This window comes from Arthrobacter sp. TJ-236, assembly GCF_058269235.1.
This window is the reverse complement of sequence record NZ_JBZCNI010000001.1, coordinates 416,270-435,792: the sequence shown is the minus strand read 5'-3', so window position 1 is coordinate 435,792 and position 19,523 is coordinate 416,270. Positions and strand designations below refer to the sequence as shown.

Annotated in this window: 19 protein-coding genes; 11 read left to right on the top strand and 8 right to left on the bottom strand. The window is 66.9% G+C overall.

The window, feature by feature from the left end; all coding sequences use genetic code 11:
* Nucleotides 1–25 precede the first annotated feature (25 nt).
* From leuA to AC4D16_RS01885, 3 genes are all read left to right on the top strand, one after another.
* A complete protein-coding gene (gene leuA / locus AC4D16_RS01895) occupies nucleotides 26–1,768 on the top strand; it encodes a 2-isopropylmalate synthase (protein WP_490953746.1) in 1,743 nt (580 codons plus the stop codon).
* 80 nt (nucleotides 1,769–1,848) lie between these two features.
* Nucleotides 1,849–2,610 carry a DNA repair protein RecO gene (gene recO / locus AC4D16_RS01890; RefSeq protein ID WP_490953745.1) on the top strand — a complete coding sequence of 254 codons (762 nt, stop codon included), beginning with the start codon at nucleotides 1,849–1,851 and terminating at the stop codon, nucleotides 2,608–2,610.
* On the top strand, nucleotides 2,607–3,404 hold the full coding sequence (locus AC4D16_RS01885; RefSeq protein WP_490953744.1) for an isoprenyl transferase: 798 nt from the start codon (nucleotides 2,607–2,609) through the stop codon (nucleotides 3,402–3,404). Before recO ends, AC4D16_RS01885 begins: the two co-directional genes overlap by 4 nt.
* Before the next feature lie 43 nt (nucleotides 3,405–3,447).
* Here the strand turns inward: AC4D16_RS01885 and AC4D16_RS01880 are convergent, their stop codons facing one another.
* Nucleotides 3,448–4,599: an alpha/beta hydrolase gene (locus tag AC4D16_RS01880; protein WP_490953743.1), complete on the bottom strand. Its 1,152-nt coding sequence runs from the start codon at nucleotides 4,597–4,599 to the stop codon at nucleotides 3,448–3,450.
* Between the two features lie 70 nt (nucleotides 4,600–4,669).
* Here AC4D16_RS01880 and AC4D16_RS01875 point away from each other — a divergent pair, with 70 nt between their 5' ends.
* Nucleotides 4,670–5,749, top strand: coding sequence for a quinone-dependent dihydroorotate dehydrogenase (locus AC4D16_RS01875; RefSeq protein ID WP_490953742.1), 1,080 nt, complete (start codon nucleotides 4,670–4,672; stop codon nucleotides 5,747–5,749).
* A 131-nt stretch (nucleotides 5,750–5,880) separates the two neighbouring features.
* Here the strand turns inward: AC4D16_RS01875 and AC4D16_RS01870 are convergent, their stop codons facing one another.
* Nucleotides 5,881–6,471: a DUF3043 domain-containing protein gene (locus tag AC4D16_RS01870; RefSeq protein ID WP_490953741.1), complete on the bottom strand. Its 591-nt coding sequence runs from the start codon at nucleotides 6,469–6,471 to the stop codon at nucleotides 5,881–5,883.
* Between the two features lie 116 nt (nucleotides 6,472–6,587).
* Here AC4D16_RS01870 and AC4D16_RS01865 point away from each other — a divergent pair, with 116 nt between their 5' ends.
* From AC4D16_RS01865 to AC4D16_RS01840, 6 genes are all read left to right on the top strand, one after another.
* Nucleotides 6,588–8,009, top strand: a complete 1,422-nt coding sequence (locus AC4D16_RS01865) for a dipeptidase (protein WP_490953740.1) — start codon at nucleotides 6,588–6,590, stop codon at nucleotides 8,007–8,009.
* A 136-nt stretch (nucleotides 8,010–8,145) separates the two neighbouring features.
* Nucleotides 8,146–8,526: a HesB/IscA family protein gene (locus AC4D16_RS01860; protein ID WP_490949138.1), complete on the top strand. Its 381-nt coding sequence runs from the start codon at nucleotides 8,146–8,148 to the stop codon at nucleotides 8,524–8,526.
* Between the two features lie 169 nt (nucleotides 8,527–8,695).
* Entirely contained in the window at nucleotides 8,696–9,568 is an 873-nt protein-coding gene (gene ctaC, locus AC4D16_RS01855; protein ID WP_490953739.1) for an aa3-type cytochrome oxidase subunit II, read from the top strand.
* Complete coding sequence (gene ctaD / locus AC4D16_RS01850; protein WP_490949140.1) at nucleotides 9,568–11,295, top strand: aa3-type cytochrome oxidase subunit I; 1,728 nt, start codon at nucleotides 9,568–9,570, stop codon at nucleotides 11,293–11,295. The genes ctaC and ctaD overlap by 1 nt, the downstream gene beginning before the upstream one ends.
* Nucleotides 11,292–11,693 carry a cytochrome c oxidase subunit 4 gene (locus AC4D16_RS01845; protein WP_490949141.1) on the top strand — a complete coding sequence of 134 codons (402 nt, stop codon included), beginning with the start codon at nucleotides 11,292–11,294 and terminating at the stop codon, nucleotides 11,691–11,693. The genes ctaD and AC4D16_RS01845 overlap by 4 nt, the downstream gene beginning before the upstream one ends.
* Before the next feature lie 145 nt (nucleotides 11,694–11,838).
* Entirely contained in the window at nucleotides 11,839–12,591 is a 753-nt protein-coding gene (locus tag AC4D16_RS01840; RefSeq protein ID WP_490949504.1) for a GntR family transcriptional regulator, read from the top strand.
* A gap of 275 nt (nucleotides 12,592–12,866) precedes the next feature.
* On the opposite strand, the gene AC4D16_RS01835 is transcribed toward AC4D16_RS01840, so the two are convergent.
* The 5 genes from AC4D16_RS01835 to ctaE all read right to left on the bottom strand — a co-directional run bounded on the left by AC4D16_RS01835 (nucleotide 12,867) and on the right by ctaE (nucleotide 17,952).
* Nucleotides 12,867–13,496: a phosphatase PAP2 family protein gene (locus AC4D16_RS01835; RefSeq protein ID WP_490949142.1), complete on the bottom strand. Its 630-nt coding sequence runs from the start codon at nucleotides 13,494–13,496 to the stop codon at nucleotides 12,867–12,869.
* 155 nt (nucleotides 13,497–13,651) lie between these two features.
* Nucleotides 13,652–15,337: a cytochrome bc1 complex cytochrome b subunit gene (gene qcrB, locus AC4D16_RS01830; RefSeq protein ID WP_490949143.1), complete on the bottom strand. Its 1,686-nt coding sequence runs from the start codon at nucleotides 15,335–15,337 to the stop codon at nucleotides 13,652–13,654.
* A 1-nt stretch (nucleotide 15,338) separates the two neighbouring features.
* Entirely contained in the window at nucleotides 15,339–16,361 is a 1,023-nt protein-coding gene (qcrA, locus tag AC4D16_RS01825) for a cytochrome bc1 complex Rieske iron-sulfur subunit (RefSeq protein ID WP_490953738.1), read from the bottom strand.
* A gap of 75 nt (nucleotides 16,362–16,436) precedes the next feature.
* A complete protein-coding gene (qcrC, locus tag AC4D16_RS01820; protein ID WP_490949145.1) occupies nucleotides 16,437–17,228 on the bottom strand; it encodes a cytochrome bc1 complex diheme cytochrome c subunit in 792 nt (263 codons plus the stop codon).
* A gap of 85 nt (nucleotides 17,229–17,313) precedes the next feature.
* Nucleotides 17,314–17,952: an aa3-type cytochrome oxidase subunit III gene (gene ctaE, locus AC4D16_RS01815; protein WP_490949146.1), complete on the bottom strand. Its 639-nt coding sequence runs from the start codon at nucleotides 17,950–17,952 to the stop codon at nucleotides 17,314–17,316.
* Nucleotides 17,953–18,101: 149 nt separating this feature from the next.
* Between ctaE and trpD the strand changes: the two genes are divergently transcribed.
* Entirely contained in the window at nucleotides 18,102–19,160 is a 1,059-nt protein-coding gene (gene trpD, locus AC4D16_RS01810) for an anthranilate phosphoribosyltransferase (protein ID WP_490954652.1), read from the top strand.
* 60 nt (nucleotides 19,161–19,220) lie between these two features.
* On the opposite strand, the gene AC4D16_RS01805 is transcribed toward trpD, so the two are convergent.
* A complete protein-coding gene (locus tag AC4D16_RS01805) occupies nucleotides 19,221–19,502 on the bottom strand; it encodes an Lrp/AsnC family transcriptional regulator (protein ID WP_148600176.1) in 282 nt (93 codons plus the stop codon).
* Nucleotides 19,503–19,523: the final 21 nt, after the last annotated feature.

Sequence of the window (19,523 nt, the reverse complement as noted above, 5' to 3'; positions counted from 1 at the left end):
ACTTCAGATCAGATTGGGCTGACCGATGCACAACGCACAGAACTCCTCAGGGATGCCGTTCGGCAAGTACCGCTCGTTCCAGGACCAGATCATCGTGGAGCTCCCGGACCGCACGTGGCCCGACCGCACCATCACGAAGGCGCCGCGCTGGTGCGCCGTCGATCTGCGTGACGGGAACCAGGCTCTCATCGACCCGATGAACCCCGAGCGCAAGCACAAGATGTTCGACCTCCTGGTCCGCATGGGCTACAAGGAGATCGAGGTCGGTTTCCCCTCGGCGTCGCAAACCGACTTCGACTTCGTCCGCCAGCTGATCGAGGGTGATCGGATTCCCGACGACGTCACCATCCAGGTGCTGACGCAGTCGCGCGAGCACCTCATCGAGCGCACCTACGCCTCCCTCGAGGGAGCGGACCGTGCCATCGTGCACCTCTACAACTCCACGTCCGTACTGCAGCGCCGCGTGGTGTTCGGTCAGGACCAGGACGGCATCATCGACATCGCTCTCCAGGGTGCCCGCCTGTGCCGCAAGTTCGAGGAGAACATGGGCGACACGCTGATCACCTACGAGTACTCGCCCGAGTCCTTCACCGGTACCGAGCTCGAGTTCGCGGCCCGCATCAGCAACGAGGTCTCAGCCGTCTTCGAAGCCTCCGCCGATCGCCAGATGATCCTGAACCTGCCCGCCACCGTGGAGATGGCCACCCCCAACGTGTACGCCGACTCGATCGAGTGGATGAGCCGGAACCTCGACAACAGGGACAGCATCATCCTGTCCCTGCACCCGCACAACGATCGCGGCACCGGTGTCGCCGCCGCCGAGCTCGGGTACCTCGCGGGCGCCGACCGGATCGAGGGCTGCCTCTTCGGGAACGGGGAGCGGACGGGCAACGTGGACCTGGTCACCCTGGGTATGAACCTCTTCAGCCAGGGCATCGACCCCCAGATCGACTTCTCCGACATGGACGAGATCCGCCGCACCGCCGAGTACTGCAACCAGCTGAGCGTGCCCGAGCGGTCGCCCTACGGCGGTGACCTGGTGTTCACGGCCTTCTCGGGCTCCCACCAGGACGCCATCAAGAAGGGCTTCGAGAGCATGGAGCGCGACGCCGCGCAGGCGGGCGTCGGTGTCGACGACCTGCCGTGGGCCGTCCCGTACCTGCCGATCGACCCGAAGGACATCGGTCGGTCCTACGAAGCCGTGATCCGGGTCAACTCCCAGTCGGGCAAGGGCGGGGTGGCCTACCTGCTGAAGAACGAACACAGCCTGGACCTGCCGCGCCGCGCCCAGATCGAGTTCTCGGCCGTGGTCCAGCGCCGCACGGAGTCCCAGGGCGGCGAGGTCAGCGGGGCGCAGCTCTGGTCCGTGTTCCAGGACGAGTACCTGCCCATGCGTGTCGACGGCGGTACGGCTGCGTGGGGGCACTACGAACTGACGTCCGTCAATACCGATACCGCGGAGGACGGCTCCTTCAAGCTCGTCGCGACCCTCCTCGTGGACGGTGTTCAGCAGCGCAGGACGGCCCAGGGGAACGGTCCCATCGACGCGCTGCAGTCCATCCTCGGGCAGGACGGCTTGGATCTCCGCGTCCTCGACTACACCGAGCACGCCCTGTCATCCGGCGGCAACGCGCGGGCGGCGGCCTACGTGGAGTGCGCCGTGGGTGAGCGCGTCCTGTGGGGAGTGGGGATCGACGCCAACACCACGATGGCGGCGCTGAAGGCCGTCATCTCGGCCGTCAACCGGGCCATCCGCGACGCGGCCTGACCGCGGCGCCACACCAGGCGGCGTCGACCGAGGTACTCACTTCAGGAAGCAACCGGTCAACTGCGCTCCGTGGGTGCCGGATGGGACACTTGGGTGTGCCTTCCTCGTCAGCGTCCCGTACCTACCGCACCGAGGGCGTGGTGCTGCGCACCTACAAACTCGGCGAGGCGGACAGGATCATCGTGCTGTTGACCAGAGACCACGGCCAGGTGCGTGCCGTCGCGAAGGGCGTGCGGCGGACCAGCAGCAAGTTCGGTTCCCGCCTCGAGCCGTTCATGTCCGTCGATCTGCTCCTCGCACACGGCCGCAGTCTCGACGTGGTGACGCAGGCCCAGACGAAGGGCGCGTACGGCCACGGCATCGCCGCCGACTACGGTCGCTACACGGCAGCCACCGCGATCGCCGAGACGGCGGAGCGCCTCACGGACATCGGCGAGGCGGGCGGGGCGCAGTACGCCCTCGTCGCCGGAGCGTTCTCCGCCCTGAGCAGGGACCTCCATCCATCCGAGCTGATCCTCGACTCCTACCTGCTGCGCGCACTCGCGACGGCCGGATGGGCACCGAGTTTCACGGATTGCGCCCGCTGCAGCGCACCCGGCCCGCACACGGCCTTTTCCGCTCCCCTCGGTGGCGCAGTCTGCATGGACTGCCGACCGCCCGGGGCGGCATCGCCGTCGGCCGCCACCATGGACCTGTTGGGCGCACTGCTCACCGGGGAATGGGCGGTCGCCGACGCCTCCGAGCCCGGAGCGCGCCGGGAGGCGGCCGGCCTCGTGGCGGCGTTCCTGCAATGGCACCTCGAACGCGGGGTCGCCTCCCTCAAACATGTGGAGCGTGTATGAAGTCCGTCCGACGTCCCGTGGCGCCGTGGCCCCACCCGAGCGGTGAGCAGGCCCCGGCCGTTCCGCGGCAGTTCGTCCCCGAGCACGTGGCGATCGTGATGGACGGCAACGGGCGGTGGGCCAACGAGCGCGGACTGCCGCGCACCGAGGGGCACCGGGCGGGGGAGGCCGCCCTGCTCGACGTCATGGCGGGCGCCATCGAGATCGGCGTCAAGCACGTCTCCGTGTATGCGTTCAGCACCGAGAACTGGAAGCGTTCGCCCGAGGAGGTGCGTTTCCTCATGGGCTTCAACAAGGACGTCCTGCGTCGGCAGCGCGATCAGCTCAACGAGTGGGGCGTGCGAATCCGGTGGTCCGGTAGGAGGCCGAAGCTGTGGCAGTCCGTGATCCGTGAGTTGGAGGAGGCGGAACAGCACACCGTCCAGAACACCACCTGCACCCTGACGATGTGCGTCAACTACGGTGGCCGCGCCGAGATCGCCGACGCTGCGCGCGCCATCGCCGAGGACGTGGCGGCGGGATCGCTCCGCGCCTCGTCCGTGACCGAGAAGACCATTCAGCGCTACCTCGACGAGCCGGACCTGCCCGACGTCGACCTGTTCCTGCGCACATCCGGAGAACAGCGACTGTCAAACTTCATGCTCTGGCAGTCGGCCTATGCGGAGATGGTCTTCATGAACACGCTGTGGCCCGACGTCGACCGCCGCACCCTCTGGCGCGCCATCGAGGAGTACGCCGCGCGCGACCGCCGGTACGGGGGAGCGGTCGATCAGTCGGCCGGCGCCGACTCCTGATCCAGTGCCCGAGATGTCCCCGAGGCTCCCGCGCCTCCGGTACCTAGGGTGACTCCGGTCCGGAGACCGCCGGTCCGTCCACGGCTGATGCGTCAGCGGAAGGGCCTGACGACGGCCTGTCGGGCAGCGTACGGAGCCAGTGCCGTACGACGTCGGTCGCCCGCCCCCGCACCTCGCTGCGCGAGAGGAAGACGTCGTGCAGTGCTCCCGGGAAGCGCCGGATCGTGACATCGGAACCCAATTCTGCTGCGCGGCGCACCATCGGCGCCACATCCAGGATGATGTCCGTCTCGAGCATCGCGTCGCTCCAGGTCGGGCTGATGGTCGATGCCGCGGAACAGACGACGAGGATCGGCGCGTCGACGCTCACCCCCTTCGCCAGGCCGGCGTGACCGGCGAGGATCGCGGCGAGCCATCCGGCACGGATGGGGAAGCCCGCCTCGGGGCGCCAGCGGGTATCGATCGTCCATTCGCCCTCCCGGACGTCGCTGATGCTCCTGAAGTAGAAGCCGAGCTCGGGGAGCCGGAGCCGGGCCTTCGGACGCCTGCGCGACACCGTGTCGAGGATGCCCTGCGCTGCCGAGCGCAGCAGGGCACTGCCCTGGGTGTCGAGCCACGGGCTGTTGAGGACCAGTCCGCTGATGCGGCCGGGATGGCGGGCGGCCCACAGGGTCGCTGTCAGTCCGCCGGTGGAATGAGCCACGATCACCACCTCGACCCTCGGATCAGCACCCGCGGGATCGCCCTCCGGGGCCACGGGCCCGGACGGGGTCACGCCGTGAGCGGCCGCATGGCGCTCGAGGACGCGTCGCGTGAGGGCAATCATCGCGGCGTCCAGGTCGGCGTCGTACTCGTCGAGCGACGAGACGAACCCTGGCGTCTGTCCCGGCCTCAGACTCCGCCCGTACTTGTGGAGGTCGAGCCCGAAGAAGGACCAGCCGTCGTCGTGCAGTGCTCGCGCGAGACCCGCATGCAGGAAGTAGTCGCTGAAGCCGTGCAGGTAGAGGACGGCGCGGAGCGGATGCGTAGGTCGGCCGCCCTCGTCGAGCCCGGTGGGACCCGGCGCCGGAACGGGACCGTGCGGCTCGAACGCCACGAGCGTCGCCACCCGCTCACCCTCGTCGTCGACGCCCACGGGCAGGGTGAGGGCGAGGAACCCCTCACCGAGGACGTCCTCCGACCACGACTCCCGCATACGCCGACCCTACCGTCCGCGCGGTCGCGTCCGATTGGTGCAGGTGCGCCGCCCGTGGAAGGCTTACCACATGCGCTTCTACCCCGCCTTCTTCCGGATCGTCTTCTCCGGGATGGATGCCGAGAAGGCACACAGGATCGGCTTCTCGCTCATCCGCGCCGCCGATCTCCCGCCCGTGGGCACGCTGCTGCGGCGGATCTGCGCCCCTGACCCGCGGCTCGCGACGACGGCCTTCGGCGTCGACTTCCCCTCACCGTTCGGCCTGGCAGCGGGGTTCGACAAGGGGGGGAAGGGGCTCGCGGCACTCACGACCCTCGGATTCGGACATGTCGAGATCGGCACGATCACCGGTCGGGCACAGCCGGGCAACCCGGCGCCGCGCCTCTTCAGGCTGATCGAGGACCGCGCGGTGATCAACCGCATGGGCTTCAACAACGACGGCGCGGCGACGGTGGCTCCCCGCCTCGCCGCGGCGCGACGCCGTCTCGACCGGCGCTACAGACGCCGCACGCGGCCCGTGGTGGGCGTGAACATCGGCAAGACGAAGAAGGTGGACCTCGTCGACGCGGTCGCCGACTACCTGGTCAGCGCTGAAGCGCTCGCACCCGTGGCCGACTACCTCGTGGTCAACGTCTCGTCGCCCAACACACCGGGACTCCGCCTCCTCCAGAGCGTCGAGTCGCTCAGACCGCTGCTCGAGGCTGTGCGGACCACGGCCGACACCGCGGCCGGGCGGCACGTGCCGCTCCTGGTGAAGATCGCCCCGGACCTCACGGATCAGGACCTCGACGACGTCGGCGCTCTCGCGCTCGACCTGGGTCTCGACGGCATCGTGGCCACCAACACGACGATCACGCGGGAGAACCTGACGACGGACCCCGCCACGGTGATGGCCAAGGGTGTCGGCGGCCTCAGCGGGGCACCGCTGAAGGCGCGTTCACTCGAGGTCCTGGTGCGCCTGCGGGCTGCGGTGGGCGACGGCCTGGCCATCGTGTCGGTGGGCGGTGTGGAGAGCCCTGCGGACGTCGTCGAGCGGCTCGAGGCCGGCGCCACGCTCGTCCAGGGCTATACGGGTTTCCTGTACGAGGGGCCGTTCTGGGCGCGCAGCATCAATCGAGGGCTGGTACGCGCGGGGTACGGCTCCGCCTAGTCCGGCTCAGGCCGACCTGGACCCGGAGTCCTGCACGGGGGCCAGTCTCGGAACGTCCGCGCTCTCGCGCACGGGACGGTCGAGGCCGACGACACCCAGGACGCCTACGACGCTCGTACGATCGCCTCGGGTCAGGAGGGGTACTGGCCCCGTGCCACCTGGGGCTTGGGGAGGCGCAGCCGCCGGAACTGCAAGGCGCGTGTGATGCCGTAGAAGAGGTCACCCTGATTGGGAGCCCCGAACTTCTCCGTGAGCTTCTTCTTCAGCTTCCGGCGCAGCAGGGCGCTGTCGACGATGACCGCCACGATCAGGAACCAGAACGCCACGAGGACCGAGCTCTGGAACACGGCGGACTGGAAGAAGCTGAGGATGACGAAGACGAGCGCGGCGATCATGAGGAACTCGCCCACGTTGATCCGTGCGTCCACGTACTGCCGGATGTACCGGCGGTTCGGTCCCTTGTCGCGCAAAGGAAGATAACGCTCGTCGTCGGTGTCGAGCGCCTGGCGCATACGGGCCCGCTCGTCCCGGAGGCCCGCCTTGCTCTGCTCGCGGGCAGCTTTGCGATCATCGGGCACCAGCGGTCGTCGGCGCGCGGCCTGCTGGACACTGCGCTTGGGCGTCGGGGCTCCCTTGCCCTGAGCGCGCGGGTTCCCGCTGGGTCGTGCAGCGTCGTCGGCTGCTTCCTGGGAGGGAGTGGTCACCTTGTTTCGTCCGAACACCCCCTCAGGATACCGGCTCGGCCCGCCGCCGGATCATCGGCCCACTCCTGCCGGCGGGGGTGCGCGTAGCCGGGCGAAGCGGACAGGAGCACACCCGCCGTGTGTAGGGTTTCCGCATGACCACGACAGAAGTGCATGTAGACCCCCAGGACTCGTCGGCCGTCGTCCAGCAGCTGCGCGCGAGCGTGGATGCGGCGTTCCCGCGCATCGTCGAGCAGCTCTCCTCGCTGGTCGCCATCCAGGGGATCGCCTGGGAGGCGTTCGACGCCGCCGAACTGGACCGCAGTGCGGACGCGGTCGCGTCGATGATCCGGGAGCTCGGCATCGAGGACGTCCGGATCCTCCGCGTGGACAACGACGGCGTGCCGGGTGGCCCGGCGATCGTCGCGCGGCGTCCAGCGGCCGAAGGGAAGCCGACCATCCTGCTCTACGCGCACCACGACGTGCAGCCGCCGGGGGACCGGGACCTGTGGCTGAGCGACCCGTTCGTCGCGACCGAGCGCGACGGCCGGCTCTACGGCCGCGGGACGGCGGACGACAAGGCGGGCATCATGGCGCACATCGGCGCCTACGGCACCCTCACCGAGGTGCTGGGTGAGGACTTCGGCGTCGGGGTGACGCTCTTCATCGAGGGCGAGGAGGAGGCGGGCTCGCCGACCTTCCGCTCCTTCCTGGAGACCTACCGCGACGACCTCGAGGCCGACGTCATCGTCGTTGCCGACTCGAGCAACTGGAAGGTCGGCGTACCCGCCCTGACCACGAGCCTGCGGGGCCTCGTGGACGGCACCCTCGAGGTGCAGGTCCTCGATCACGCGGTGCATTCCGGCATGTTCGGGGGTCCGGTGCTCGACGCCCCGACCCTGCTCGCCCGCCTCATCGCGACCCTTCACGACGACGCCGGGGACGTCGCCGTCGACGGACTCGTGAGCGGTGACCATGCGACGGTGGACTACGCCGAAGCGGACTACCGTGCCGACGCCTCGGTGCTCGACGGCGTGCGCCTCGCCGGTACGGGATCCATCGCGTCGAGGCTGTGGCACAAGCCGGCGCTCTCCATCATCGGCATGGACATCCCGAGTGTCGCCCTGTCCTCCAACACGCTGCTGCCCCGGGCGCGGGCGAAGTTCAGTCTTCGTCTGGCACCCGGTCAGGATCCGCAGGCAGCGATGGAGGCGGTACGGCAGCACGTGCAGACCCATGCCCCCTTCGGCGCGCAGGTCACCTTCACCCCGGGGGAGACCGGCAGCCCCTTCCTCACCGACACCAGCGAACCGGCCTCGCGCCTCGCTCTCGCCGCACTCGAGGAAGCCTGGGGCGTCGAGCCCGTCGAAGCGGGTATGGGCGGGTCCATCCCGTTCATCGCCGACCTCACCGAGCTGTTCCCCTCGGCGCAGATCCTCATCACCGGGGTGGAGGACCCAGACTCGCGTGCCCACAGCGCCAACGAGTCACTGCACCTCGCGGAGTTCCGCAAAGCCGTGCTCGCCGAGGCGATCCTGCTCGCGCGTCTCGACGCCGGGGGCCTCGGGACCTCCTGACCCGAACGGGTCGGAAATGTTTCGGCGGCGCTGATCGTTCCCTTTCAGTGGTGGGACAGTCGTCCCCGCGGCGTGACCCCCGACGTACCATGGAACGACGCCAGCGTCTCACCACCGACTGACAGAGAGAGACACAATGAGCACACCGACCACCGAAGCAGGCTCCGTGCAGGAGTCCGCAGCACTGCCCGTGCACGAGGTCAACCTGTCCGACGTCGCGTCCGGCAAGGTGCGCAGCCTCCTGGAGCAGGAGGGCCGCACCGACCTGCGCCTCCGCGTCGCCGTCCAGCCGGGTGGCTGCTCGGGCCTCATCTACCAGCTGTACTTCGACGAACGCGTCCTGGACGGCGACGCCGTCCGCGATTTCGACGGCGTCCAGGTCATCGTCGACAAGATGAGCGTGCCCTACCTCTCGGGCGCCTCGATCGACTTCGAGGACACCATCTCTAAGCAGGGATTCACCATCGACAACCCCAACGCTGGCGGCTCCTGCGCCTGCGGGGACTCCTTCCACTAGGGTCCTGAAAGGCCCGGAACAGCGCCCACGGCGCGTGTTCCGGGCCTTTTTCATGTCACCGGATCGTCGGTTCTACGGGTAAGCTCTACAGTGAGTAGTAAAACTGGATGTGCACCCCGGGCGGCTGAATCGACGGGTGGCAACGCACGTAGAAAAGGAAGGTCCGTCTGTGATTTCGCAGGACCGAACCGGCAGCAAGCGCGCCAGGATCGCGAAGATCTCCAGCATCTCGCTGGTCGGCGCCCTCCTCCTCACCGGCTGCTCGGCAGAAGCCCAACGCGGCTGGCTCCCGGCTGACCGCGACAACACCAACCACACGGGGATCATCACCGACCTCTGGGTGAACTCGTGGATCGCCGCCCTCGCAGTCGGCATCATCACCTGGGGCCTGATCATCTGGTGCATGGTGGCGTACCGCCGCCGGAAGAACGACACCGGATACCCGCGTCAGATGAGCTACAACCTGCCGCTCGAGATCTTCTACTTGACGATCCCGCTGTTCATGGTGCTGGTGTTCTTCTACTTCACCGAGCGCGACATCGCCACGATCGACGCCCGCGTCGAGAACCCCGACGTGATCGTGGACGTGCGCGGCAAGCAGTGGTCCTGGGACTTCAACTACGTGAACGAGGACAAGTACTCCACCGGGGTCCAGGGGAGCCTGAACGGCGAGGAGGGTGTTCCGGAGAACCTGCCGACCCTCTACCTGCCGGTCAACAAGTCGGTGGAGCTCCGCCTGAACGCCCGCGATGTGCAGCACTCCTTCTTCGTCCCGGCCTTCCTGCAGAAGCGCGACCTGTACCCGGGCCGCACCAACTACATCAACGTCACCCCCACCAAGGAGGGCGTGTTCGCGGGCAAGTGCGCCGAGCTCTGCGGCCAGTACCACTCGGAGATGCTCTTCAACGTCGCCGTGGTGTCGCAGGAGGAGTTCGACGCGCGGATGAACGAGCTGGAAGACGGTCAGCTGCTCGACGAGTACGACCGCGACTCCTACCCAGAGGATGATCCCGATACCGACCCAGCCAGGAGTAGCAGCTGATGTCCACTTTCGAATACACCCTTGAGGAAGCCGGCACCGTAGCCGCTCCCCGCGTCGTCCCGAGGTCCAAAGGGCGGCTCGTCGTCAACTGGATCACCTCGACCGACCACAAGACCATCGGGTACATGTACCTGATCGCCTCCTTCGTGTTCTTCTGCTTCGCCGGCGTGATGGCCCTGGTCATCCGCGCGGAGCTGTTCGAGCCCGGGATGCAGATCCTGCAGACCAAGGAGCAGTACAACCAGCTGTTCACGATGCACGGCACCGTGATGCTCCTGATGTTCGCGACGCCGCTGTTCGCGGGGTTCGCGAACGTGATCATGCCGCTTCAGATCGGTGCGCCCGACGTCGCTTTCCCGCGGCTGAACGCCCTGGCCTTCTGGTTCTTCCTGTTCGGCTCCACCATCGCGGTGTCCGGCTTCATCACCCCGCAGGGAGCTGCCTCGTTCGGCTGGTTCGCCTACGCGCCGCTCTCGAGCACCACGTTCTCACCGGGCGTCGGTGGTGACCTCTGGGTCTTCGGTCTGGCTCTGTCCGGGTTCGGTACGATCCTCGGCGCCGTCAACTTCATCACCACCATCATCTGCATGCGTGCACCGGGAATGACGATGTGGCGGATGCCCATCTTCACCTGGAACACGCTGATCACCGCGATCCTCGTGCTCATGGCGTTCCCGCCCCTGGCCGCGGCGCTGTTCGCCCTCGGCGCGGATCGCCGGTTCGGTGCCCACATCTTCGATCCCGAGGCCGGTGGCGCCATCCTGTGGCAGCACCTGTTCTGGTTCTTCGGGCACCCCGAGGTGTACATCATCGCGCTGCCGTTCTTCGGCATCGTGTCGGAGATCTTCCCGGTCTTCAGCCGCAAGCCCATCTTCGGTTACAAGGGTCTGGTGTACGCGACGATCGCCATCGCTGCCTTGTCGGTGACCGTCTGGGCGCACCACATGTACGTCACGGGCGCCGTCCTGCTGCCGTTCTTCGCCTTCATGACCATGCTGATCGCGGTTCCTACGGGCGTGAAGTTCTTCAACTGGATCGGGACGCTGTGGAGGGGCTCACTCACCTTCGAGACGCCCATGCTGTGGAGCCTCGGCTTCCTCGTGACCTTCCTGTTCGGTGGTCTGACGGGCATCATCCTCGCCTCGCCGCCGCTCGACTTCCATGTCTCGGATACCTACTTCGTCGTGGCGCACTTCCACTACGTGGTCTTCGGCACCGTGGTGTTCGCGATGTTCGCAGGCTTCTACTTCTGGTGGCCCAAGTTCACCGGCAAGATGCTCAACGAGCGTCTCGGCAAGATCCACTTCTGGATGTTGTTCCTCGGCTTCCACGCCACGTTCCTCATCCAGCACTGGCTCGGAGTCGAGGGCATGCCGCGTCGCTACGCGGACTACCTCCCCGAGGACGGCTACACGCTGATGAACCAGTTCTCGACCGTGGGCTCGTTCGTCCTCGGTGCGTCACTGATCCCCTTCTTCTGGAACGTCTACATCACGTGGCGCACCGGCAAGAAGGTCGAGGTGGACGACCCCTGGGGCTTCGGCGCCTCGCTCGAGTGGGCGACCTCCTGCCCGCCGCCGCGCCATAACTTCACATCGCTGCCCCGTATCCGGTCGGAGCGCCCCGCGCTGGATCTGCACCACCCCGAGTTGCAGCAGACCCACACACCGGACGAGAGCGCTGCGAGCTTCATGGGCTCAGCTGATCGACAGGATGCCAAGTCATGAGGATCGAGAAGAACCTGTTCCTGATCGGACTGCCGATCTTCGTGATCATCGGTGTGGTCTACGGTTTCCTGACCGAGTTCTCCGAGTGGGTCGGATTCCTCGGAATCCTGCTTGTGGGCGGTCTCGCAGGGATGATCGGCTTCTACCTCGCCGTCACGGGTAAGCGGGTCGGCGAGCGTCCTGAGGATCGGCTCGACGCCGAGATCCACGAGGGTTCGGGGGAGCAGGGCCACTTCAGCCCCTGGAGCTGGTGGCCGCTGGTTCTCGGGCTGTCCGCAGCCACCGGTTTCCTCGGTATCGCCATCGGGTTCTGGATCCTGTACATCGGTATGGGTCTGGCGGTGGTCGCGCTCGTCGGCTGGGTCTTCGAGTACAGTCGCGGCGACCACGCGCACTGAGCACCACGAATGACACGAGGAAGAGCCCGCTGGTGCGGGCTCTTCCTTTCGTTAAAGGGTTCGCACGTATCTGTTCGACCCGTAGCTGTGGACCGAGGGTGATGAGGCCATGACTGTTCTTCCGAGGCCCTTCGACGCCGATCCCATGGAGTCCGCAGGCGGGCCGAAACACGTCCAGGTGCGCGAGAGCCTACGCAGGTGGGTTCGACAGCATGGCGATCCGGGTGCCACCATCCCCTCGGAGCGGCACCTGAGCGAGTACTACGGAGTAGCTCGTATGACTGTGCGCCATGCGGTCGACGCTTTGGTGGCCGAGGACGTCCTTGAGCGTGTGGTGGGGCTCGGGACGTTCGTCGCGCGGTCGAAGATGGACCTCCACATGAAGATGACGTCGTACACGGAGGAGATGATCCGCCGGGGAATGGTGCCGGATGCCCGCGTGCTCAGCTTCGAACAGCAGGGCGCCACACCACTCGTCGCCCGTGAGCTGCAGATCGAGATCGGTCAGCCCGTGGTGCGCTTCCGGCGCCAGCTACTGGCCGACGGCGAGCCGATGAGTGTGGACGAGAACTTCATCCCTGCGCACCGCGTGCAGGGTATCCTCGACGATCCACCGCCCACGTCGCTCTACAACGTGCTCAGCGAGAAGTTCGGCCTGGTGATGGAATGGGGTGAGGACACCATCGAAGCCACCGCGGCCTCCCCGGCGATCGCGCGGTTGCTGAACGTCGAGATGAATGCGCCGCTCCTGAAGATCCAGCGACATGCCTACGTGGCTCGCGCGATGATCGACTACTCGGTCTCTTACTACCGGGCCGACCGCTACAAGCTCTGGGTGCCGCTCCAACGGCCCGGGGCGCGGAGCCCACGCGCTTACACGTCCCGGAGGCTCGGCTGACCTCAACGGCTGTCTGAGGCCTTTGTGGGCTTCGTCAGGGGTCAGGGCGACGCCGGTGGAAGGACAGGGTGGTCGCCTCTGCTGTTCTGTAGCTCGCTACCGGCTCAGGGCGGCGCCGGTGGGCCCCGAGAGACCACCTCGGCGCCGGTGGACCCGAGGTGGTCTGAGGGAGCGGGAGGCGCGCAGGAGCCCTGCAGCGGTTTCCCACCACGACGGCCGGCCTACGCCACGCTTACCGGTTGGACGTTGTCCGCGGCTCCGACCGGTGGGCACCGTCAGCCGGGCGAGAGCAGGGCGTACAACCCGCCGATGACCGCGCCGACACCATACCCGGCGAGGACCTGCAGCGGCGTGTGGGCTCGGAGGCGGACGCGTGACCAGCCCACGGCAGCGGGTACGAGAGCCAGGGGCATCGCAGCCGGTCCCGCGACCAGGATTCCGCCGATGGCGACGAAGACGGCGACGGCCGAATGCGCCGACAGTTTCCACCACAGATTCACGGCAAGGACGATCACCACGCCCGCGACGGTGCTGACGACGGCGACGAGGATCGCCTCAGGGGCACCGACGAGTCGGAGCACGAGGATACCCACCACGATGGAGATGACCGCCCCGGCAAGTACGGGCGCGCGCTGTTCGCGACGACTGATGTGATGATCCGTGACCAGTCCTCGGCGCACGAGCGCGAGGACACCGCCGAGCGGAAGAGCCGTGGTGAAACCGACCGCTACGAGGGCGAAGAGCACAGACTGCGGCCATGGCGCCGACGTCGTGCTGACCAGGACCAGGAAGAATGACACCAGCACGGCGGGAGCGAACACCTCGCTGACGGCCACGGCGAAGCGACGCAGTCCGGGAGAGCTGGTGGGACGATCGAGCACCGGGAGTCTCCTGTTGGTTCGCATGGGGGTCAGGGTTCCGAACGGCAGGCGTCTATGACCTTCGGGATTGCAGCAGGGACCAGCACCGCAGCAGGCGAGGCCGTCAGGATCAGGTGTCGTCTCGTTGGCATGAGGAAGGGCCCGGACAATGTCCGGGCCCTTCCGTGTCCTGCTACCGCCTAGTGGCTGGCGATGGACTCGCGATCCTTCGCGCCGGCGATCTCACCGTGGTGGTCGCCGTGCGATGCTGCGAGCTCCTTCGGCGTCACCGGAGCAACGCGGTCCTCGAAGAAGAACCGGGAGATCCGACCGTGAGCCTTATCGACGAGGCTGATCTTGCCGTTCTCGTCGGCCTTGGGGAGCATCGGCTCGGGAGCCTCGTAGCTGACGAGCTTGTACCGCTTGTAGTCGTCGACCTGCTCGTGGACCTCGATGAACTCACCGTGGGGGAGCCGGACGATGCGACCGGTCTCGCGACCGTGGAGCGCGATCTCGCGGTCCTTGCGCTGCAGAGCCAGCGCGATGCGCCGCGTGACCATGAAGGCGATGATCGGCCCGACGATCACGAGGAACCGCAGCACGTACAGCACGTCGTTCAGCGAGACGAGGAAGTGCGTCGCGATGAGGTCCGAGCTGGCCGCGGCCCACATGACGCAGTAGAAGGTGATGCCTGCAACGCCGATGGCGGTGCGGGTCGGAGCGTTGCGCGGGCGGTTGAGCAAGTGGTGCTCGCGCTTGTCCTTGGTCACCCAGGCCTCGATCCACGGCCAGGCGAACATCGCACCGAAGACGATCATCGCCGGGACCAGTGCCGGGAACAGGACGTTCAGGGACAGTGCGTTCTCGCCCCAGGGGAACGGGATCATGAACTCGAAGTCGAAGTTCGGGCCGAGCGTCCCGGGCATGAGACGCAGCGCGCCGTCGACCCAGCCGATGTACCAGTCCGGCTGCGTGCCGGCCGAGACGGGGGAGGGGTCGTAGGGACCGTAGTTCCAGATCGGGTTGATGGTGAAGGCAGCAGCGATTGCGGCGAGGACACCGAACACGATGAAGAAGAAGCCGCCGGCCTTGGCCGCGTACACCGGGCCGACGGGGTACCCGACGACGTTGGTGTTGGTCCGGCCCGGGCCGGGGAACTGCGAGTGCTTGTGCAGCACGACCATGAACAGGTGAATGCCGATCATCAGGAGGATGACGGCCGGGATCAGCAGGATGTGCAGCACGTACAGGCGCCCGATGATCATGGTGCCGGGGAACTCCCCGCCGAAGAGGAAGAAGCTCATGTAGGTACCGACCACCGGGATGGCCTTCATGACGCCGTCGATGATGCGCAGACCGTTGCCGGAGAGCAGGTCATCGGGAAGCGAGTAACCGGTGAAGCCGGCGGCGAGGCTCAGGATGAGCAGGACACAGCCGACGACCCAGTTGAACTCGCGGGGGCGGCGAAACGCGCCGGTGAAGAACACCCGGAGCATGTGCACGGCTACCGATGCGACGAAGAGCAGGGCGGCCCAGTGGTGGATCTGTCGCATGAACAGACCGCCGCGCACGTCGAAGGAGATGTCCAGGGATGACGCGTACGCCACCGACATCTCGACGCCACGCAGCGGCAGGAAGCTGCCCTCGTAGTGGGTCTCCGCCATGGACGGGTCGTAGAAGAAGGTGAGGAAGGTGCCGGAGATCAGGAGGATCACGAAGGTGTACAGCGCCACCTCACCGAACATGAAGGTCCAGTGGTCGGGGAAGATCTTCCGACCGAACTCCTTGACGATCTGCGAACCGCCGACGCGCGAGTCGACGTAGTCGGTGACCTTTCCCACGCGCGTCTTCGGCGTATAGGTGTGTGTCGCGGTTGAGCTGCTCATGTCAGCCTCGCTCCCAGAAACTAGGTCCTACGGGTTCTTGGAAATCGCTTGAAGCGACGAGGTAGCCCTCGTCATCGACTTCGATGGGTAGCTGTGGCAGCGGACGTGCGGCCGGCCCGAAGATCACCTTGCACTCTTGTTCGAGGTCGAAGGTGGACTGGTGGCAGGGGCACAGCAGGTGGTGGGTCTGCTGTTCGTACAGTGCTACCGGGCAGCCGACGTGCGTGCAGATCTTGGAATACGCAACAATTCCGTCGTAGCCCCAGTTCTCCCGTCCGGGAGAAGGGTTCAGCTCCTCGGGGTCGAGGCGCATGAGCAGGACGACTGCCTTCGCCTTCTCCTCGAGCTTGTTCTCGACCTCGTTGAGACCTTCGGGAATCACGTGGAACGCGGATCCGACCGTGACGTCCGACGCCCGGATCGGCGTGCCGCTGGGGTCGCGGGTCAGGCGCACCCCGGTGTCCCACATGGTCTGCTTGAGGGTGTTCCCGGGCAGCGGCCCGAGGTCCCGGAAGATGGCGATCGCGGGCAGCGGCGCGAGGATCGCGGCTCCGAGCAGCGTGTTCCGGATCAGCGGACGGCGCTTGATGCCCGACTCCTCGAGGATGTCGTTGACGATCTTTTCGGCATCCTGCCGATCCTGCTCCGGGCGGATCTCGTGACGGCTCTCGGTCACTTCGTGATCCGGCATGAGCGTCTTGGCCCAGTGGACGATGCCGACGCCGATCCCGAGCATCGCGAAGGCGGTGCCGAGGCCGAGCATCAGGTTCTGGAGCCGGAGGCGCTCGATGGTCTGGTCCAGGGGGACGAAGAAGTATCCGACGAAGAAGAGCAGGGTACCGAGCACCGAGATCGCGAAGAGGAGGGCTACCTGCCGCTCCGCGCGCTTCTCCGCCCGCGGGTCGCGGTCCGCGAGACGCGGACGGTGGGGCGGAAGACCAGGATTCTGGAACTCGTCCAGCTCCTGACCAGGCGTAGCGACGGTGACCGAGGTTCCCGGTGCGCCGTTACTGGAGTCGGCCATGATCCCTCTCAACCTTCTTTAGGTGCTGCATTCGCACATCTGTATGTACTTCGGGGGCGGTGAGGACGCGGATGGTCAGGAAGACCTTGACGTGAGCCACACCGTGAAGGCGATGATGACGCCGAGGCCTGCGACCCAGATGAAGAGTCCCTCGGACACCGGTCCCAGTGACCCGAGGTCGGCGCCACCTGGGGAGCCCTGCTCCTCGATGGTCTTGAGGAAGGCGATGATGTCCTGCTTGTCCTCGGGTGCGATGTTCGCGTCACTGAAGACGGGCATGTTCTGCGGGCCGGTGACCATGGCTTCGTAGATGTGCTTCTCGCTGCTGCCCTCGAGCGAGGGGGCGAACTTGCCGCGGGTCAGGGCGCCGCCGGCTCCGGCCGCGTTGTGGCACATGGCGCAGTTGACGCGGAAGAGCTCGCCACCGTGAGACGGATCTCCCTCGGCGGCGTCGAGGATCTCCTCGGAGGGGATGGCCGGACCGGCGCCGAGCGAGGCCACGTAGGCGGCCATCTGCCGGATCTGCTCCTCGTTGAACTGCACGGGCTTGGCCTGGGCCTGAGGTCCGTCCATCTGCATGGGCATGCGGCCGGATCCGACCTGGAAGTCGACCGATGCGGCACCGACACCGACGAGGGACGGCGCGGCGTCCGAACCCGTGGCTCCCATGCCGTGGCAGGAGGCGCAGTTGGCGGAGAACAGCTTGCTGCCCTCCTCGACGTCGTTCGCCGTGAACGTGGTGGTCTGGGCCTGGGCCTCGTTCGCTGTGCTGGCCGCGGCGTAGATGCCGCCGGTCATGAGGAGTGCCATCAGAAGCAGCGCGAACGCTGCGAGAGGGTGACGCCGCCTCTGGGAGAGTGCCTTCACGTGGTGGTTCCTGCCTTTTGTGGAGCGAGTGCTGCTGAGTTCTTCTTTGAATTCTACCTCTAGTAGAAGAGTCTACAGGAGCAGGTCACTGGAGGAAGTAGATGATGATGAACAGGCCGATCCAGACGACGTCGACGAAGTGCCAGTAGTAGCTGGTGACGATCGCGGAGGTGGCCTCGAAGTGCCCGAACTGGCGGGCGATGAACGCCCTGCCGATGATGAAGAGGAAGGCGATCAGTCCGCCTACCACGTGGATGCCGTGGAAACCAGTGGTGATGTAGAACGCCGAGCCGAAGGCGTTCGAGGACAGCGCCACACCCTCGGCGACCAGTTCCGCGTACTCGTACGCCTGGACGGAGACGAAGATGGCCCCCATCAGGAAGGTCAGGAGGAACCACTCGACCATGCCCCAACGGGCCAGCTGGAACACTCCACCCGTGCGGCGGGGCTGGAGGCGCTCGGCCGCGAACACGCCGAACTGGCAACTGAAGGAGCTCGACACCAGGATCACGGTGTTGACGAGGGCGAACGGGACGTTCAGCTTCTCGGTCTCGAGCGCCCAGAGTTCCGATTGGGTGGAGCGCAGGGTGAAGTACATGGCGAAGAGGCCGGCGAAGAACATCAGCTCGCTGGACAGCCACACCACGGTTCCGACGGAGACCATGTTGGGGCGGTTCAGCGCGGGATGAGGGGCGGCGCTGGGGGCTTGGGTCGCAGATGTCACAGGGTCATTATGGCCCGAAGTCAGCACAGTTCACCAACGGGAAACGGCGGTCGTGGCGCCGTTCGGCAGCGGGCGATGCCCCCAACCGCGTCTTTACGCGGAACTTCCCGGCATGACTTTCTACAATTCGTAGATAATCTGTGACGGTGATCCCCACCACGAGCCCTGACGCGGCACAGACCTCCTGGCCCCTGATCTTCTCGTCCCTGCTGCGGCGTGAGGACCTCGAGACCGCACAGACCCGGTGGGCGATGGACACCATCATGTCCGGGGAGGCGACGCACGCGCAGATCGCCGGCTTCCTGATGGCCCTGCGTTCCAAGGGCGAGTCGGTGGGCGAGCTCGTGGGCCTCGTGGAGGCGATGCTCGGGCGGGCACTGACCATCGAGGTGGGCGGGCCGACCCTCGACATCGTCGGGACGGGTGGTGACGGTCTCGACACCCTGAACATCTCGACCATGGCCGCGCTCGTCGCCGCGGGTGCGGGTGCGAGGGTGGTGAAGCACGGCAATCGCGGCGCGTCCTCGGCATCCGGAGCGGCGGATGTCATCGAGGAGCTCGGTGTGCGCCTCGATCTCGCCCCCGCGACGGTGGGCCGGGTGGCCGAGCTCGTGGGCATCACGTTCTGCTTCGCCCAGGTGTTCCACCCGTCGATGAAGCACGTGGCCGTACCGCGCAGGGAGCTCGGCGTCCCGACTGCGTTCAACTTCCTCGGTCCGCTCAGTAACCCGGCCGGCGTCCAGGCGCAGGCGGTCGGGTGCTCGGACGCCCGGATGGCGCCCCTGATGGCCGGCGTGCTCGCGGCTCGGGGCGCGCGCGCACTGGTCTTCCGGGGCGACGACGGCCGCGACAAGCTGACGACGAGCAGCACGTCGACGCTGTGGGAGGTACGCGACGGCGGGGTGCAGGAGTACAAGGTGCACCCCGGCGACTTCGGACTCGAGGTGGTGTCCGTCGACGCCCTGCGCGGACGTGATGCGCGGAGCAACGCCGCCGTCGTCCGTGCCGTCCTGGCGGGGCAGGAAGGCCCGGTCCGCGACGCCGTCGTCCTCAATGCGGCCGCCGGGCTCGTCGCCCTTAACGTGGAGGCGGACGGGCCGCTGCCGGAGCGCATCGCCGACGCCATGGAGCGCGCCCGCGCGTCCATCGATTCAGGATCTGCCGCCGGCGTCCTCGACCGCTGGGTCGAGGTCAGCCGGTCCTTCTGAACCGGACCCGATCCGGCCGCGGTACGGACCGGGCCCGCTGGCCCGTTCCGCGAGGGGGAGTCAGCTGTCGAACCCGAGGGAGAAGGCCGCGTCGAGGTCGTGCTGGGAGTACGAGCGGAAGGCGATCTGCGTCGTCGTCGAGCGGATGCCCTCGATCTTCGACAGCCGGTCTGCGATGACGTCCGCGAGGTCCTCGTGCCGGCTGACGCGCGCGATCGCGATGAGATCCCACTCACCGGTCACGGAGTACACCTCGCTGATGCCCTCGATCTCGGAGATGGATTGCGCGCTCTCCGGGATGCGGGAGGCGTCCGTCTGGATGAGGACGAATGCTGTGATCATGGTCTGCCTCTCGGTGGTCGT